The organism is Shewanella sp. DNRA4 (genome assembly GCF_012843185.1).
Classification (GTDB): Bacteria; Pseudomonadota; Gammaproteobacteria; order Enterobacterales; family Shewanellaceae; genus Shewanella; species Shewanella xiamenensis.
The window spans coordinates 1-682 of the sequence record NZ_JABAIP010000043.1; the positions used below are offsets into that span (position 1 = coordinate 1).

Below are 682 nucleotides of genomic sequence, written 5' to 3' on the forward strand. Positions count from 1 at the left end.
GAGTGCGTTTGTTGGCTGGGGCTTTGAGGGTCACTCGGGCATATCTCATTTCCAGCGTCACCGCCCGGGCTTTCCTTCCGCCTTTCTGAGGAATGAGGAGAGATTTCGTCGCTGCAAGCGGTAATGTGTTCGAGTAGTCATAGAGTTTGTGTGCATGCTCTTGAATGCATCGGCTCTGCATCGAGCGGACGACAAAGCGCTGTTGGTGCTGGGTTTTATAGGTCAGATATTCAAACAAATCAGCCTCACGGTCACAGACGGAAATCACCTTGTTGATATGCTCGCCTAAACGGGCAGACATATTGGCGGAGGCTTGTTCCCATTTGTAGCTCTCTTTTTCCTCGTAAGGGCGAGTAGCATGTTGGCGGCGTTGCCCGCGCTTAGTGATATCCCGCGTCCAACGCTGTTGCTCAATCAGCCCAACGACTTGCTGGCTTTGCGGTGAAAACAGCAAGATTGAATGCGCCAGAATGGCACGGTTTTTATCCCCTTGATTGGTATGACCTAACTCCTCCCTGACACTGTCATGCTTGTAAGTCAGCGAGGTGGTATCCTCTAGTGCTAACAAGATGTCATGCTCTCGAGCTTGCTGCGCGGTGGCTTGAAAACCCGCTTCAGCAATATCACTGGCTTGAATATTCTCATTGCGGATAAATCGGTAGGCCCCTTCCATCTCAGCGGG

At 51.6% G+C, this 682-nt stretch carries 1 pseudogene; it reads right to left on the minus strand.

Annotated features, from left to right (window positions below):
* Positions 1-682, minus strand: a pseudogene (locus HG547_RS20650) (IS4-like element ISUnCu8 family transposase); the annotation flags it as partial.